Here is a 15,622-nt window from a genome sequence, read left to right as displayed (position 1 = left end):
TAACGACCTGAGTCAACAGTCTCGTCGCTAAGGCTATGTCTTTGTTGGCAATGTAGTATTCTTGGAAGAGTCATGGCAGGCATGGTTAGCATTCGCTATTGCCATTACTGCTGGAATTTGACCAAACCTAGAATTCTGATGTTGGCTGGCCTATGCGCTTTAAAAGTTTGAGTAACTGTCGTCACTTGCTTTTAGTGATATTGCCATTGGCCCTTACAGTGCTGTTTTCCTCCTCGGCACAGGCTGCTCGTACGATCAATTCGGCCACCGTCAATGGTGGCAGTAGTGTCACCGTTACACCGGGAGCCAGTATTACCGTTAGCTTGAATGTGACTACAACGGGTGGCGGCAGCAGTAACGATTGGGAATCGACCGATTGGCTTATCGCAACTAGCTCGGGTGGAAGTTATACCTGCAATGATCATAATGACAGTACTTCTGCCGGTACCCATGATCAGACCTTTACGATTACTGCTCCAACAACACCAGGGACATACAACGCATATTTTGAAGCTTATCAAAACGATAATTGTAGTGGTGGTGGCTCTACAATATTTACTCTGTCGAATGCGATTACTGTTTCTAGCGGTGGTTTGTCTTTAACGTTTTATGATCAGTTCAACTCAACCAGTTACTCGAATCAGGACGGGACGGAAAACTGGGCAACGAGTTGGACTGAGTCTGGTGAGAGTGATGGCCCTTCCGGTGGGGATATCAGAATCACCGGCGGAGAACTCCGGTTAAAAGACGACGATCGAAGTATTTCTCGTTCGGTGGATTTAAGTGCCTATAGCTCGGCAACCTTAAGCTTCGATTATCGAGAAAGCAGCTTAGACAATAGCAACGATTGGATAGATTTAGAGATACGTACAGGCGGGAGTGGTAGTTGGACGCAGCTGACACGCTTCAGTGGTTCCAGTAACGATAGTGGGACCTACAGTACCGATATCAGCAGCTATATCTCGACGAACACTGAAATCAGGTTTATTACCTCGTCCTCACTTGGGAACAATGATCAATTTTTCGTAGATGATTTTGGTATTGATGCCAGTGGTAGCGGAGGGGGCAGTTGTGGTGCCGCGACGGTTGCCGATAATTTTGGTTCTGTTTCCTACGCTCAAAATGATGGCACCCGCAATTGGGCAGGAGACTGGCAGGAGATCGGTGAGAGTGATGGGGCTAGCTCTGGTTTGGTCCGGGTTAGAAACGATCTTTGTACCGGTGGGAATTGTTTACGGCTTGGGGTAGTCAATGGCAATTCTGCGCAGAGCTATTCCAACGTTGGCGCCAGTCGGGAGGTGGATCTGAGTGGCTCAACTACGGCAACGCTCACTTTTAACTATCGATCAGGTGTCACCCAGAACTCTCAAACTGTTGTGTTGCAGGCGTCCTCGAATGGGGGTAGCAGCTGGAGCACCCTTCGTACCTATAACATATCATCGAGCAATTTCTCAGCGACGGCCGAGAGTGTCCCTTTAACGCCTTATATTGCCAGCAATACCCAGATCCGGTTCCTCGCTACCGGCTCTAATGCGGTGGTGGGCATGTACATTGATGATATTCAGATCGCCTATAACCCCTGTAGTACCCTGCTGGCGGAATGGCGGATGGACGAGGCCAGCTGGAACGGCACTGCCGATGAGGTGGTCGATAATACCGGCAATAACTATCACGCAGTCGCGGTTAATGGCGCCACCACAGCCAGTGCCACGCCAGCGGTGGCTGGGAACCCCGGTACTTGTGGGTATGGCTATTTTGACGATGCCGGTAGCTCGAACGGGAATTATCTGGCGCTCAACAATTTCCCGAATTCGACAACCGACTTCACCATGACGGCCTGGATACGGTCCAGCGATGTCTCCCGTTCCGGTCAGCGTGTGTTTGCTGACGACCAGTCAAATACAGGGGGGTATGCATTGAGTCTGGGGGACCCTGGGTCTGGGCGCTTACGTTTTTACGCCCGTGCCACCAGTCCGGTTAGCCTCGATACTCCTTCTATCATTAGTAACGATACTTGGTACTTTGTGGCTGCCGTTGCCGACATTACCAATAAGCAGAAGACCATTTACGTTTACTCTGCCGACGGCACCCTATTGAACACCACCAATGGAAGCTACAGCGGAACTTGGGGCACGGATAGTGGCCCTGCCTCGATTGGGGGTGAAACCAACAGCGGCGAGAGCGGTAATCGTTTCTTCGGCAACCTTGATGAGGTTCGCTACTACGAGGAAGCGCTGAGTAGCGCTCAGATTGCTGCGATCCGAGCCGAAACTCATAGCTGCTCCGGCGGACCGGTTGCCCATTGGCGCTTTGATGAAACCGGCTGGAGTGGCGCGGCCAATGAGGTGGTCGATAGCGAAGGAACCAACCACGGACTTGCCAATTCGGCAGATCCTGTGAGTGGGCAGCTCTGTAATGCGGCTGATCTGTCGGCTACCGGTACCAGTGATTATCTTTCTCTCGGCGCTGGCGCGTTGAATGGCGCCACAGATTTCACCATTTCGGCCTGGGTGAAAACCAGCAATACCAATAGTCAGGCGCTGTTATCCGGGGCCAACAGTTCGCAGGCCAACGAGCTGATCATGTGGTTTCCGAGCGCGACCTCGTTCGAACCCTGGTTGAAAGGTACCGACCCCGCGTCGATCAGTATCGGCAATATCGCCGATGATCAATGGCACCACTTAGTCTGGACCCGTAGTGGAAGCCAGAACTGTATTTACCGTGATGCGAGCCTGCAGGGCTGTACCACAGGCTCGACGTCGGCTCTGGATATCGATAGCGGGGGCTTGATTCTGGGACAGGAGCAGGATTCCGTCGGCGGCGGATTCGATCTCGGGCAGGACTGGCGAGGCTTGGTTGATGAGCTATTGATCTTCAACGAAGCTGTGTCTGCGTCTCAGGTCACCAGTATCTACAACAACACCCTGGCCGGGGATAACTGGGATGCCGCCGAGCGGACCTGTCCGACCACAACGTCTTGTACGGTTACCTTCCGGGACAACTTTACCGTGGCCGGTTTCAGCAATAATGACGGCGATGCTGACTGGGCTGGGTCTTGGAGCGAAGTCGATGGTGATGGCCTCGGTGCTACGACCGGCAATGTTCAGATTTTCAACGGTGAACTCTATCTGGATGATAATCCGAATACCGGCGGTACACCTGGAGTTACTCGCGAGGTCGATCTATCGGGCTATGACACGGCCACCCTGAGATTGAATCATCGCACCACCAGCGGCGTTGACAGCAATGATCAGGTGTCACTGGAGATCTCCTCCAACGGCGGCAGCAACTGGACGGTGCTACAGAACTACACCGGTATCAGCGGCACCAGTAGTGGTAGCAGCAGCTTCAATATCAGTAGTTATATCTCTACCAACACCCAGATACGGCTGCGGGTTACGAGTTTCTATGGCGGCGGCAGCGAAAGCTTCGTGGTCGATCATATCGAAATCGAAGCTGAGGACACCGATTGTGATAACCAGGTGGATCACTATGCGATCAGTCACAGCGAGCAGGGTGTCACCTGTGAAGCTTCCTCAATAACTATCACCGCCCACGACAGCAGCGATGCAGCGGTCGAGCCGGGTAGCGGTGTCACAATGACGCTCAATACCAATACAGGTTTTGGTGACTGGAGCTTGAGCTCTGGCGGCGGCAGTGTTGCCAACGGTACAGCTAACGACGGTATCGCCACTTACGCTTGGGCCGATGGTGAGTCGTCAGTGGTATTGGCTCTGGCCCATACGGAAGTTACCGGTGCTCCGCATATGGATATCGATATCACTGATAATAACAGCGCCACCGATAAGGATGGAGACAGCAGTGAAGATCCCAGGCTGGCTTTTAGAGAAGCTGTGCTGAAATTCTATGATGCCAGTGCTAGTTCGGAAGAGCTCCCGCATCAGATAGCCGGAAATCGTTCAGACCTACCTCCAAACGCTGCTACCCTACAGCTTCGTGCTATCACGACTGATCCCAATACAGGAGCTTGTTTGGCACGAGTTCAGAATCAGTCGTTGGATGTTGCTTTGGGTTATCAATGCCTTGATCCGAGCAGCTGCATAAGTGGGCGGGAGTTTCGCCTGCTAGACCGGTCGGGTATTGAGCGGGTGTTACCAGACACTGTCAGTCTGAACTTTGATGCTCAGGGCAGAGCACCCATTCCGATTGTTTACGATGATGTCGGTCAGGTAAAGATGAGCGCTAGTCTGACATTAGCTGAATCGGAACCCGTGTCAGAAACTGTGCTGTCAGGTAGCTCGACCAGTTTTACTGTTCGACCGTTTGCCTTCCATATCGACGTAACGGGCAATCCTGCAGCCAGCACAGCAACAGGATCCCCCTTTAAAGCCGCCGGGGAAGCTTTTACTGCGACGGTAACGGCGGTGCCCTGGGCCTCGAGCGATGATAGCGACAACGACGGTGTTCCCGATAGCGGCGCCGATCTGTCGGATAACGGCGTGACGGCAAACTTCGGTCAGGAAAGTACGGCAGAAACAGTGACCCTGACTCAGGGACTGGTTCTACCAGCAGGCGGGACGAATCCTGCCTTGAGTAATGCTACTTTCAGCGGCTTTAGCGCCGGCGCCAGCACCAAATCAAACCTGTCATGGAGTGAGGTGGGCATCATCAGTCTGACGGCTAACTTGACCGATGGCAGCTATCTGGGGGCGGGTGACGTAACCGGTACGGCGCCCTATGTTGGACGCTTCTATCCGGACCACTTCCTGCTCAGTGGCCCTAACCTCAGTAACAGAACCGCTCTGAGTAGCTGCGTTAGTTCCGACTTCACCTACATGGGTGAGAAATTTGGCGTGGACTTTACCCTTACCGCACGCAATACCGGTGGTGGGACGACCACCAACTACGAGGGCGATTTCGCAAGGATCAATTCGCGCGGAGAGTTGAACCTAGCGGTGGTGAATGATGGTGCCCTGATCGCCCCCTCACGGCTCGAGCAAGCAGGTAACGTTGTGTGGACAGAGGGGGTGCTTGATATGGTCTTAGAGTTGGTCGTGCATCGCTCGGGGGGCGTTGATGGGCCTTTTGATAATCTATCGATCGGCATCGCGCCCAAGGATAGCTCGATCGGAGGAGACCCTACTGTCCTAAATAGCTTCAATCTGGATGTTGAGGGTGACGGTAGCAATGGGCATGGGAAGCTGGGTGATACCAAAATCCGCTATGGCCGACTGGTCGTTAATAATGCCTTTGGTCCGGAAACGGAGGATTTGGAGGTACCGCTACAGGTGCAGTACTACAACGGCAGTCGTTTTGTTTTGCATTCGGATGACAGCTGTACCCCCTATAGCAGTTCTAAGGCCAGTTTGGATCATAGCGATTACGGCTCTGACAATCTGAATGTGGGTGATACTTTGATCACCGCATCGGCGAGTAGCGCGGTCGTAAGTAGCGGTGAAAGTCCCAGTGGCTTGCCGTTGGTATTGGAGGCGCCGGGTGTGGGTAAAGAAGGCCAGGTCGATCTGATCTTGGATGTTGATGATTGGTTGAAGTTCGACTGGGAGGGTAGCGGTGATCAGAACCCCCAAGGACAGGCCTCGTTCGGTCGCTACCGCGGTAACGACCGGATGATCTTCTGGCAGGAGAACTTCAGCCAGTAATACCTTTAACCGATTGGGATTAAAGGTAAGTTAGGCTAGGGTGTTAATGCAGCTCATCTTGCTGACTGAACTGTTCGATCTCCTCATCGCTGAGAAAATGCAGACAGGTCCCGCCCAGTTGCCATAGCAGCAGGCGGGGAATCAGTGGGGTCAGGTTGGGGTGCATGGTGATCAGACTGGAAATCGTATCCTGCGCCAGGTGTCTGTATTCCTGATCTTGATCGATCGCCTGAAAAATCTGTTCAAAGCGCTGCTCGATGATCTCAACCGCTTCTTCGCTGCCGGTTGCCTCGAGAGCTTGGACACTTTGTTGAAACAGCTGTTGAAGTTGGGTGTGGATCGTTGGGGCTTGGCTCATCGGGTCGGCAACTCATGTCAATTGGAATAGACCCCGTTGTGGGGCTGGGAGGTCTATTATGCCAGTGGTTTGGCAAGATGCGATGTCAGTCGGCAATCTGATTATCGATGATGAGCACAAGTACCTTTTTTGCCTGATTAACGGGGTCGAACTGGCACTGAAGCTGGATAACAATCGGGCGATCCTGAAGCAGCTGTTCGAACAGCTGGAGGAGTATACCCAGAGTCACTTCCGTCAGGAGGAGAAGACCCAGCTGAAAATGAAATATCCCGGTTATATCGACCACAAGATGGAGCACCAGCGCATCCTGGAGCAGATGGCGGCCCTGCGACAGCGGGTACTGGAGAGCGAGCCCATCAGTGTCGAGGATGACCTGGAGGTGATTCTGGAGCAGGAGACCGCCAAGATCGACAATTACGGTGAACCCGGCTCCGAACCGGTTGAGGCGGATTCCACCGAGAGCGATTCACTGAACCTCGATCCCCAGGTCCAGGAGCAGATTGTCGGTCTGTTGCGGGGCTGGGTGTTGGATCATGTATTGAAGACCGATATGCAGATGAAAAAATACCTGCAGCGGTTGCCGAAAAACTTCCTTTGATTCCCTCTGGGCTGCTGTTGAAAACTCAGCGCAGTGGCCCAACATAGGACGGGTCCGTTTCCGATCTTACCTTTCCAGGAAATCACTATGACCCAGGCCCTGTCTATCCGGGGGTTAAGAAAAACCTACGATAACGGCTTTGAGGCCCTGAAAGGGATCGACCTCGAAGTCCAGCAGGGTGATTTTTTTGCTCTGCTTGGTCCCAACGGTGCCGGTAAGTCGACCACCCTGGGGATCGTCTCGACCCTGATCAATAAAAGTGCCGGTAGCGTATCGGTGTTCGGCCACAACCTGGATACCGACTCCGTGGCGGCCAAGAAATCGATGGGCGTTGTGCCGCAGGAGTTCAACTTCAATCAGTTTGAGCAGGTGCGGGATATCGTCGTCACCCAGGCGGGCTATTACGGCATGCAGCGTCGGGAGGCCAACGAGTCGGCCGATCATTACCTGCAGGCGCTGGGGCTGTGGGATAAGCGTCATACCACGGCCCGGATGCTGTCGGGTGGGATGAAACGCCGCTTGATGATTGCCAGGGCGTTGATTCATAACCCCAAACTGCTGATCCTGGATGAGCCCACCGCCGGGGTGGATATCGAACTTCGGCGTTCGATGTGGGAGTTCCTACAGCAGTTGAACGAGGCCGGTACCACCATCATCCTGACCACTCACTATCTCGAAGAGGCCGAAAGCCTGTGCCGCAACATCGCCATCATCGACCGTGGTGAGATTCGCGCCAACACCTCGAAGCGGGAGCTGTTGAGTCAGCTTAACCGAGAGACCTTTGTGTTGGATCTGGCCCAACCGCTGCAACAGCTGCCGCGTCTTGACGGCTATTCGATTGAGCTTGAGGGCGACCACACGCTGTTGGTCGAAGTGGACAAGCAGCAAGGCCTGAACGAGCTCTTCAGTCAACTGCAGAAACAGGATATCCAGGTGGCGAGCATGCGAAACAAAACCAACCGGCTCGAGGAACTGTTTGTCCGGCTGGTCGAGAAGAACCTGGAGTCATAATGCGGATTCAAGACAATAGCATCGCGCTGATCACCATTGTCAGTCGCGAGATTCGGCGGTTTTTGCGGATCTGGGCCCAGACCCTGCTGCCCCCGGCGATCACCATGACTCTTTACTTCATTATCTTCGGCAACCTGATTGGTTCCAGAATCGGGCAGATGGATGGCTATGATTATATGGAGTTCATCGTTCCGGGGCTGATCATGATGTCGGTGATTACCAACTCCTACGGCAACGTGGTGTCGTCGTTCTACAGCGCCAAATTCCAGCGTCATGTCGAAGAGATCATGGTGTCACCGGTGCCGGCGTCGGTGATTCTGATCGGTTACGTGCTCGGTGGGGTGGCCCGCGGATTGGGGGTCGGCCTGATCGTCACCCTGTTGTCGCTGTTCTTCACCGATCTGCAGGTGCACAACCTGTTTGTTATTGTCGCGGTGGTGTTCCTGACCGCGGTGCTGTTCGCCCTCGGTGGCTTTATTAACGCTATTTACGCCAACAGCTTTGATGATGTCGCGATCGTACCGACCTTTGTTTTGACGCCGCTGACCTACCTGGGTGGGGTGTTCTATTCGATCCAGTTGCTGCCGGAATTCTGGCAGGGCGTGTCGATGGCGAACCCGATCCTCTATATGGTCAACACCTTCCGCTACGGGATTCTGGGAGTCAGCGATATCGACCTGACTTTTGCCTTCAGCATCATCCTGGTCTTTATCGTGGCGTTGTATAGCTTTGCACTTCACCTGCTGCGAACCGGAAAGGGGATCCGCCATTGAGTTCTGATAATCACGACGCGATCAAACTGGCACCGCTGGGCCAGGACACCCAGTATGTGTGTCACTACGATCCGTCTCAGCTGTTTTCGATCGAGCGGGCCAACAATTGGCAGAAGCTGGGCTATGACAAGGCGCCGTTTCGTGGATTCGATCTGTGGAATGCCTACGAGCTGTCGTGGCTGGACCCGAAGGGCAAGCCCCAGGTGGCGATCGCCGAGTTTCGTATTCCCTGCGATTCGAGTCATATCGTCGAATCGAAGTCATTCAAGCTCTACCTCAACTCCTTCAATCTGACCCGTTTCGATTCGATGGATCAGGTGCAGCAACACCTGGTGGAAGACCTGAGTACGGCCTTCGGCGGTCCGGTGACCGTAGCGATCCAGACCCTGGATGCGACCGGCATCATCGAACCCCTCAAAGGGGAGTCGTTGGATCAGCTGGATGTGGAGATCGAGCATTACCAGCCGGCGCCGCAGTTACTGAGTAGCGGCGACGGTGATCCGGTGGATGAGCAGTTGTACAGTCATCTGCTCAAGTCCAACTGCCCGGTGACAGGGCAACCGGACTGGGCCAGCATCCAGATCGAGTACCGCGGCCAGCCGATCGATCGCAAAGGGTTGCTCAAGTACCTGATCTCCTACCGTGAGCACGGGGATTTCCATGAGCAGTGTGTCGAGCAGATCTTTCTGGATATCTATCAACGCTGTCAGCCGGAGCAGCTGAGCGTCTATGCCCGCTATGTGCGACGGGGCGGTTTGGATATCAATCCCTATCGCAGCACCGAAGCGTTCAGCCCGGACAATATCCGCTTGCTGCGCCAATAGGGCTTGATCGACAAAGCTGCTAATTAGAGTCAGACAATAACCGTACGGAGAATCACAATGGATGCCTTGGAACTGCTGCACAACCGGGTCTCATCGCCGATGCTGGGTGATCAGCCTCCCACCGAGGAACAGCTGCAGAACATGTTTCAGGCCGCGGTGCGGGCTCCGGATCATGGTGCCCTGCGTCCCTGGCGCTTTCTGACTGTCGCCGGTAATGATCGGGCCCGGCTTGGTGAGCTGTTTCTGGCAGCCGGGTTGGCTGACGAGCCGGAGATGAGCGAAGCGAAGCAGAACAAGCTGCGCAATATGCCGCTGCGGGCACCGCTAGTCGTCGTGGCGATCGCCAAAATCCAATCGCATCCGAAAGTGCCGGAAGTAGAGCAGCAGATCGCCGCGGGTGCCGCAACGCAGAACCTGCTGCTGGCCGCTTTTGCCCAAGGTATCGGTGGGATGTGGCGGACCGGCGATATGGCTTACAACATCCAGGTCATGAAAGGACTGGGTCTGGCCGACAATGAGCAGATTATCGGTTTCGTTTATCTGGGATCGCAGCCTGAGAAGATGAAAACACTCTGCCCGCTGGATCCGACCGATTATGTTCAGAGCTGGCCGGCCAACTAGGTTCGGGTAACGATACGCACAACTCCGTCCGTCAAGGAGAGATCGACACCATGGATACCCACGCCCAAATTGAACAGTTTCAGCAGCTGATTCATCAACAGATTCCGCTGACCAACCATATGGGGTTTGTCGGCATCGACTACGATGGACGGGATCTGGCCTTCGAGCTGGCGCTGGAAGCAAACCATAACGATAAGGGGACGGCGTTTGCCGGGGCTCTGAGTGCCGGTGCAAACCTCTGTGGCTGGGGCGCGATCACGCTGCTGTTGCAGGGCGAGGATCAGCCCTACGATGTGGTTATCCGCGACAGCCGGCTGGAGTACATGTTGCCGGTGACCCGTGATTTCCGTCTCCAGACCCGGATGCCTGAGCCTGAACAGATAGCAGCCTTCGTCGAGCGCCTGAGGGAGCGGGGCAAGGCCCGCTGCGATCTTCAGGTCGAGGTCATTGAGGCCGGGCAATGCTGTTTCCGTTTTAGCGGCAGCTACGTGGCGCTTCGCAAGAAGGATTGGCGCTGAGCCGATTCGCAGACACTCCACCGTTTTGATGAGGGGCTAAGAAAGTGGTTGACCCTGAAGTTCACTTTAGGGTTTACAGTTAGGCATCACGGGCAGAACCCTAGAACGAACCACAGGATGCTCCATGGCCTACCAGCTTCAACTCGAAGGCGTCAGCTGCAACGGCTGCGTCAACAAAATCCGGCAGCAGATTCAGCAGCGTGACAGCGACGGTGATATTCAGGTCGATCTGGATAGCTTGCAGGCCGAGGTCAATAGCCGACTGGCGCTGAACGAAGTTCTCGAGGTTATCAATCAACTGGGTTACCCGGCCTGCGAACTCGCTTCTGTTCCTCATCACCGCATCCAGTTGCAGCTCGACGGGCTGAGCTGTAACGGTTGCGTGAATAAAATCCGCCAACAGATCCAGCAGCAGGACAGTGACGGTGATATCCAGGTCGATCTCGACAGCCAGGAAGCCGAGGTCATTAGTCGCCTGGCTGAGACCGAAGTGATTGCGCTGATAAGTTCGCTGGGATACCCGGCTGAAAGGCTTGCCTTAACCCCGCAGACTCGCTCCACGGAGGGCAACAACGGTCAGAAGGTTGAGCCTTTGCCGATAACTGAAGCGGAGTCAGTAGCGACGCCTGATCCCACGATGGAGTCCTCTGTCGCGACCGAGGCTGCAAACGACACGGCTGGAGCGGCGGTTCAGCTGGCGCTGAGTGGGCTGACCTGCGCCGCCTGCGTCAACAGTGTCCAAAAGGCCTTGGATGCCGTTCCCGGCGTTGTTAAAGCCGACATCAATTTTGCCAACCGAACCGCCCAGGTCTCCGGCACCGCCGCCGATAAGGCGTTGATTCAGGCAGTCGTCGCGGCCGGTTACGGTGCTGAAGCGATCCAGGATCCTGAATTATTGGAGCAGCAGCAACAGCGACAACGGCAGCAGGAGATGAATCAAAAGCGCCGTCACAGCCTGCTGGCATTGGGGCTCGGACTGCCGATGATGGTCTGGGGAATGGTGTTCGGTATGGCCGTTGAGACCCCGACTCAACAGTTGGGTTGGGGGCTGGTGGGGCTGCTGACCGTGGCGGTGATGGTCTACTGCGGCGGTCATTTCTTCACCGGGGCCTGGAAAACCCTGCGCAACCGCAGTGCCAATATGGACAGCCTGATTGCGCTGGGAACCGGTTCGGCCTGGCTCTATTCGATGCTGGTGGTGTTGTTTCCCGAGCTGCTGCCGCCCCAATCTCGTGGACTCTACTTCGAAGCGTCGGCCTTGATTATCGGCCTGGTCAATCTGGGGCAGGTATTGGAGTTAAGAGCGCGGGGACAAACGCAGCAGGCGATTCGCGGACTGTTGGATCTTCAGCCCAAACGAGCCCGGGTGCTGCGCGACGGGGTGGAGCAGGAGTTGGCCGTGGAGCTGGTTCAACCCGGTGACCTGATTCGGTTGCGGACCGGCGAGACCGTGGCCGTCGATGGCGAGGTGGAGCAGGGCGAAGGCCTGCTGGATGAGTCGATGCTGACCGGCGAACCCCTGCCTGTGGTCAAGCAGGCCGGCGATGCGGTGGCGGCGGGTACGATGAATACCCAGGGGGCGTTGCTTTATCGTGCTACCCGTGTCGGTCGGGATACGGTGCTGGCGGGTATCATCTCGATGGTACAGCAGGCCCAGAACTCCAAGCCGCCGATCAGTCAGTTGGCGGATCGGGTCGCGTCGGTGTTTGTGCCGGTGGTGATCCTGATCGCGCTGGTCAGCGCCCTGCTATGGTGGTGGCTGGGGCCGGAGCCGAAAGCGGTGTATATGTTGGTCAGCTCGGTCACGGTACTGATTATCGCCTGCCCCTGCGCGCTGGGATTGGCGACACCGATCTCGACCATGATCGGGATCGGCAAGGCGGCCGAAATGGGCGTCCTGATCCGTAATGGTGACGCGCTGCAGCGGGCCAGCGAGATCACCACCCTGGTGCTGGATAAAACCGGTACCCTGACTCAGGGGCAGCCCGATGTGGTCGAATTGGCGCTGGCGGATGGGGTCGATCAGCGCCAAGCATTAAACCTGATTCATGCGTTGGAGAAAAACTCCCAACATCCGCTGGCGGCGGCGTTGAATCGATTCTGTGACAGCCAAGGAGTGGAGCAACTGGAGGTGCAGGGGTTTGAAACCCTGGATGGGTTGGGCGTACGGGCGCTGACCGATAACGGCCAATCCATTCTGCTGGGAAATCGCCGTTTGATGCAGCAGCAGGATATCGATCTCAATCCGTTAGCCGATGTTGAACAGCGTTGGCAACAGCAAGCCTGGACCCAGGTCTATCTGGCCCATGATAGTCGACTGCTGGCGATGGCTGCGATCGCCGATCCGTTGCGTCAGGATGCGGCACCGGCGCTGCAGCGTCTGCACCGACAGGGGGTGAAACTGGTCATGCTGACCGGTGATAATGCTGCGTCAGCCCAGGCCGTTGCCGAAGCATTGACCATTGATGAATACCAGGCCGAGTTGCTGCCGCAGCACAAGCTCGATTATGTGGCTCAATTGCAGCAGCGTGGAGAGGTGGTGGCGATGGTCGGTGACGGCATTAATGATGCCCCGGCGCTGTCGTTGGCCGATGTCAGTTTTGCCATCGGCAGTGGTACCGATGTAGCGATCGAGAGTGCCGATGTGGCCTTGATGCACGATTCGCTCGATGGCTTGGCCGATGCGGTGGAGTTGAGCCGGGCCACCCTGACCAATATCCGGCAGAACCTCTGGGGGGCCTTTATCTACAACAGCATCGGGATTCCGATCGCCGCCGGTCTGCTGTTTCCGTTTACCGGTATGCTGCTCAACCCTGTGGTTGCCGGGTTGGCGATGTCGCTGTCATCGGTCACCGTGGTCACCAATGCCAACCGTTTGCGTGGCTTTAGGGTTCGATGATATCTAGCAGGAAGCCGGGAAGTGATCAAATATTGTCCTTAATCACATGATGATAATTGTTGAATTATCATACCCCGGTATAATGCCCGCCAACCTGAGAGAAGTAAGCCGAGGGATCGGCTTACTATCGCTTTTGCGTCCGTGATCTTTTTGAGTCTGTAGTCACCCGATGCACATGATCCAGCTTGTTCAGCAACACCTCAATGGCTTCGTCGACCCGGCTCGGCTGCAGCTGCTGCTATCCCGACGCGGGCATGCGTTTGGATTCAGTGATAGCCGTGCGCTCTATATCAACAGCCGGGTACGGATGCTGGCGTTGTTGTTTGCGATTTTGACACCGCTATGGATTCCGGTCGACTTCCTGTTGTTGGACTCTGCCGAGTTTCAGCTGATGGCGGTGGTGAGGCTGTTCTTTTCGTTGATGTTGCTGATGCTGTCGGGGGTTCCCGATAAGGAGGTCAGCCTGCGGCAGGCCCATCAACGCTTGTTTGCACTGATGATCATGCCGGCGATCTTTCATCTGGCCAGCCTGATGATTCTTGCCTCCGTTCCTTTCAGCGATTACCTGATCTGCTACAGCTTTCTCCCGTTTCTGATTATCGTGATGCACTCGGTGTTTCCGTTGACGCTGTTCGAGGGTGTCCGGCTGGCGCTGCTGAGTATCTCGCTGCTATCGCTGGGTCCCTTGTTGCAGGGCGATCTGTGGAGCTTCAGCGGCTTTGCCAATATGTGGTTGATGTGTCTGCTGATGGGGGTGGCGCTGTGGACCCAAATCTCGCAGCTGCAGATGAAGATTCAGCTGTTTGAAGAAGCTACCACCGATCCGTTAACCGGTTTGCTCAACCGTCGTACCTTGATGAATCAATTGGTGCATATCCGTCGTCAGTTGTTGCGCAACGGGCGGCCGGTAGCGCTGCTGATGATGGATCTGGATCATTTCAAGCAGATTAATGACCGATTCGGGCACCAGGTCGGTGATACGGTTTTGAAGGTATTCTCCGATATCCTGCGGAATCAGGTTCGCAGTTCGGATTATGTGGCCCGCTTCGGCGGTGAGGAGTTTCTGGCGGTTCTTCCGGAAGCTCGTCCCGGCGATGCGGTGCTGTTGGCCGAAAGAATTCTCAACGCCTGCCGTAGCACCGGAATCGACCTGCCCGGGCAGCAACAGATTCGCTTTAGTCTCAGTATCGGCGTTGGCCGGTTGGAGATGAACAGTTCCGTCGAAACTTCCCTCAGCAGGGTAGATTCGGCGCTCTACCAGGCCAAGCAGCAGGGCCGGGACCGTTACGTGGTTGCCGATGCAGAAGCGGAAGTGGCCGCGTCGACTAAGCCATTTCCGGCGCCGAAGCCAAAAAAAGCCGCACGACGATGGCGTGCGGCTGTGGGTTGGCGTTGATCAAACGGACTGATTGAAGCCTTCCGGGAGTTGCAGGTGAACATCCTGCTGCGGGTAAGGAATTGAGATGCCCTGCTCATCGAAGGTCAGCTTGACCTTCTCATTCATATCGAAGAACACACCCCAATAGTCGGCCGAGTTAACAAACATCCGCACGGTAAAGTTGACCGAACTGTCGGCCAGCTCCGATAGCAGTACCTGGTTGTCCTGGTCTTTGAGGATTCGATCATCCTCGGCGATCAGTTGCTCGAGAATCGCTTTTGCCTGTTTAAGGTCATCGTCGTAACCGATACCGAAGACCATATCGACCCGGCGGACCGGGCTGAGGGAGTAGTTGGTGATGGTGCCGTTGCTGATCGGGCCGTTGGGGATGATGATGGTCTTGCGGTCCCCGGTGTGCAGGATGGTGTTGAAGATCTGGATCTCTTTGACGACCCCCGACTGACCCTGGGCTTCGATAAAGTCACCGACTTTGTAGGGCTTGAACAGCAGGATCAAAACCCCGCCGGCGAAGTTAGCCAGACTACCCTGCAGCGCCAGGCCGATGGCGAGACCGGCGGCACCGAAGATGGCGATAAAGGAGGTGGTTTCGATACCGACCATCCCGGCAACACTGATCAGCAGCAGTACCTTGAGAATGGTGCCGGCCAGTTTTTCCAGGAAGATCGCCAGGGTTTGCTCGACCTTGGCGGCTTTCAATGCCTTGTCAAAACCCCGGACGATTGCGCCGATAATCCAGAGGCCGATAATCAGCGTTAGAATCGCCAGAATCAGTTGGCTGCCGTAGAGGGCTCCGTACTCAACGATGATGTCGGAGTATTTCTCCATACTTTCGAGGCTTATTTGTTCCATGGTCTAAACCCTTAATAAAGATAGGTATTAGCACTGTCATTCAGGGCAGCGCCGGTAAGTGTAGCCAATATAGCGGCGGGATCCGGTATCAATCCAGATCAACGGCTGACTTTTTTCAATCCGATAGAAGATAAGCGCCGTGCGACGGCAG

11 protein-coding genes are annotated in these 15,622 nt (G+C 55.4%); 9 read left to right on the top strand and 2 right to left on the bottom strand.

Going from position 1 to position 15,622, the window contains the following annotated elements; genetic code table 11:
• The first annotated feature begins 152 nt into the window (after positions 1 to 152).
• Positions 153 to 5,621, top strand: a complete 5,469-nt coding sequence (locus ACO05M_RS16305) for a DUF6701 domain-containing protein (protein WP_421865272.1) — start codon at positions 153 to 155, stop codon at positions 5,619 to 5,621.
• Positions 5,622 to 5,664: 43 nt separating this feature from the next.
• On the opposite strand, the gene ACO05M_RS16300 is transcribed toward ACO05M_RS16305, so the two are convergent.
• Positions 5,665 to 5,979 (bottom strand): PA2817 family protein, encoded by a 315-nt coding sequence (locus ACO05M_RS16300; RefSeq protein ID WP_421865269.1) that lies wholly within the window; start codon positions 5,977 to 5,979, stop codon positions 5,665 to 5,667.
• Positions 5,980 to 6,037: 58 nt separating this feature from the next.
• Between ACO05M_RS16300 and ACO05M_RS16295 the strand changes: the two genes are divergently transcribed.
• The 8 genes from ACO05M_RS16295 (at position 6,038) to ACO05M_RS16260 (ending at position 14,619) form a co-directional block, all read left to right on the top strand.
• Positions 6,038 to 6,577 carry a bacteriohemerythrin gene (locus ACO05M_RS16295; protein ID WP_421865266.1) on the top strand — a complete coding sequence of 180 codons (540 nt, stop codon included), beginning with the start codon at positions 6,038 to 6,040 and terminating at the stop codon, positions 6,575 to 6,577.
• Positions 6,578 to 6,664: 87 nt separating this feature from the next.
• Positions 6,665 to 7,588 (top strand): ABC transporter ATP-binding protein, encoded by a 924-nt coding sequence (locus ACO05M_RS16290; protein WP_421865263.1) that lies wholly within the window; start codon positions 6,665 to 6,667, stop codon positions 7,586 to 7,588.
• Positions 7,588 to 8,361, top strand: coding sequence for an ABC transporter permease (locus ACO05M_RS16285; protein WP_421865260.1), 774 nt, complete (start codon positions 7,588 to 7,590; stop codon positions 8,359 to 8,361). The genes ACO05M_RS16290 and ACO05M_RS16285 overlap by 1 nt, the downstream gene beginning before the upstream one ends.
• Positions 8,358 to 9,185, top strand: coding sequence for an NADPH-dependent 7-cyano-7-deazaguanine reductase QueF (gene queF, locus ACO05M_RS16280; RefSeq protein ID WP_421865257.1), 828 nt, complete (start codon positions 8,358 to 8,360; stop codon positions 9,183 to 9,185). The genes ACO05M_RS16285 and queF overlap by 4 nt, the downstream gene beginning before the upstream one ends.
• A 57-nt stretch (positions 9,186 to 9,242) precedes the next feature.
• Positions 9,243 to 9,806, top strand: coding sequence for a nitroreductase family protein (locus tag ACO05M_RS16275; protein WP_421865254.1), 564 nt, complete (start codon positions 9,243 to 9,245; stop codon positions 9,804 to 9,806).
• A gap of 50 nt (positions 9,807 to 9,856) precedes the next feature.
• Positions 9,857 to 10,324: a YiiD C-terminal domain-containing protein gene (locus ACO05M_RS16270; RefSeq protein ID WP_421865250.1), complete on the top strand. Its 468-nt coding sequence runs from the start codon at positions 9,857 to 9,859 to the stop codon at positions 10,322 to 10,324.
• Positions 10,325 to 10,448: 124 nt separating this feature from the next.
• Entirely contained in the window at positions 10,449 to 13,223 is a 2,775-nt protein-coding gene (locus ACO05M_RS16265) for a heavy metal translocating P-type ATPase (protein ID WP_421865247.1), read from the top strand.
• Between the two features lie 175 nt (positions 13,224 to 13,398).
• Positions 13,399 to 14,619 (top strand): diguanylate cyclase, encoded by a 1,221-nt coding sequence (locus tag ACO05M_RS16260; RefSeq protein WP_421865245.1) that lies wholly within the window; start codon positions 13,399 to 13,401, stop codon positions 14,617 to 14,619.
• Here ACO05M_RS16260 and ACO05M_RS16255 read toward each other — a convergent pair whose 3' ends face one another.
• Positions 14,620 to 15,471 (bottom strand): mechanosensitive ion channel family protein, encoded by an 852-nt coding sequence (locus tag ACO05M_RS16255; RefSeq protein ID WP_421865242.1) that lies wholly within the window; start codon positions 15,469 to 15,471, stop codon positions 14,620 to 14,622.
• Positions 15,472 to 15,622 lie beyond the last annotated feature (151 nt).

Source organism: Motiliproteus sp. (assembly GCF_965230735.1).
In the GTDB taxonomy this organism is placed as follows: Bacteria; Pseudomonadota; Gammaproteobacteria; order Pseudomonadales; family Balneatricaceae; genus Motiliproteus.
The sequence above is the reverse complement of the archived record's forward strand: the minus strand, read 5'-3'. Positions and strand labels throughout refer to the sequence as shown.

Coding starts and splice junctions, on each gene's coding strand:
- ACO05M_RS16275 (WP_421865254.1), top strand. CDS start 9,243: ATGGATGCCTTGGAACTGCTGCACAACCGGGTCTCATCGCCGATGCTG.
- ACO05M_RS16255 (WP_421865242.1), bottom strand. CDS start 15,471: ATGGAACAAATAAGCCTCGAAAGTATGGAGAAATACTCCGACATCATC.
- ACO05M_RS16260 (WP_421865245.1), top strand. CDS start 13,399: ATGATCCAGCTTGTTCAGCAACACCTCAATGGCTTCGTCGACCCGGCT.
- ACO05M_RS16285 (WP_421865260.1), top strand. CDS start 7,588: ATGCGGATTCAAGACAATAGCATCGCGCTGATCACCATTGTCAGTCGC.
- ACO05M_RS16300 (WP_421865269.1), bottom strand. CDS start 5,979: ATGAGCCAAGCCCCAACGATCCACACCCAACTTCAACAGCTGTTTCAA.
- ACO05M_RS16265 (WP_421865247.1), top strand. CDS start 10,449: ATGGCCTACCAGCTTCAACTCGAAGGCGTCAGCTGCAACGGCTGCGTC.
- ACO05M_RS16295 (WP_421865266.1), top strand. CDS start 6,038: ATGCCAGTGGTTTGGCAAGATGCGATGTCAGTCGGCAATCTGATTATC.
- ACO05M_RS16305 (WP_421865272.1), top strand. CDS start 153: ATGCGCTTTAAAAGTTTGAGTAACTGTCGTCACTTGCTTTTAGTGATA.
- ACO05M_RS16270 (WP_421865250.1), top strand. CDS start 9,857: ATGGATACCCACGCCCAAATTGAACAGTTTCAGCAGCTGATTCATCAA.
- ACO05M_RS16290 (WP_421865263.1), top strand. CDS start 6,665: ATGACCCAGGCCCTGTCTATCCGGGGGTTAAGAAAAACCTACGATAAC.